At 40.4% G+C, this 361-nt stretch carries 1 protein-coding gene; it reads right to left on the reverse strand.

What is annotated here, in order from left to right; genetic code table 11:
• Window positions 1–130 precede the first annotated feature (130 nt).
• Window positions 131–361, reverse strand: a 231-nt coding sequence (locus CWB85_RS22110) for a tetratricopeptide repeat protein (protein WP_138556028.1), incomplete at its 5' end; no start/stop codon positions are given.

A 361-nucleotide genomic window follows, 5' to 3' on the forward strand; every position in this document is an offset into this window, starting at 1 on the left:
ATTTATCGGTTTGAATATTATTAACGATTTCATGCAAGACGAGTTGTTATATATCGCTAGATGAGTAACTGATTACGGTAGCCATACTTATCGATATACTTGCAGCTGGTAATTTTTTCATGGTAAACCCTTACGCCGCTGGGCTAGTTACTGCCAAGACATCAAGATTGATTTGCAATAATGGGAAATATTCAAAGCCACCCGCATCTGCGGCTGCTTGAAACGCTGTACGTGCTTGGCATACATCACGTTGAACGGTATAGATATCACATTTAAGTTCAGCACCAGTTGCTGCGAATGATTCAGCAGACTCACCATTTAGAGTAGATACTGCTTGATCGTATTCCTTCTGTGCTAATTG

It is taken from the genome of Pseudoalteromonas sp. S1727, assembly GCF_005886375.1.
In the GTDB taxonomy this organism is placed as follows: Bacteria; Pseudomonadota; Gammaproteobacteria; order Enterobacterales; family Alteromonadaceae; genus Pseudoalteromonas; species Pseudoalteromonas haloplanktis.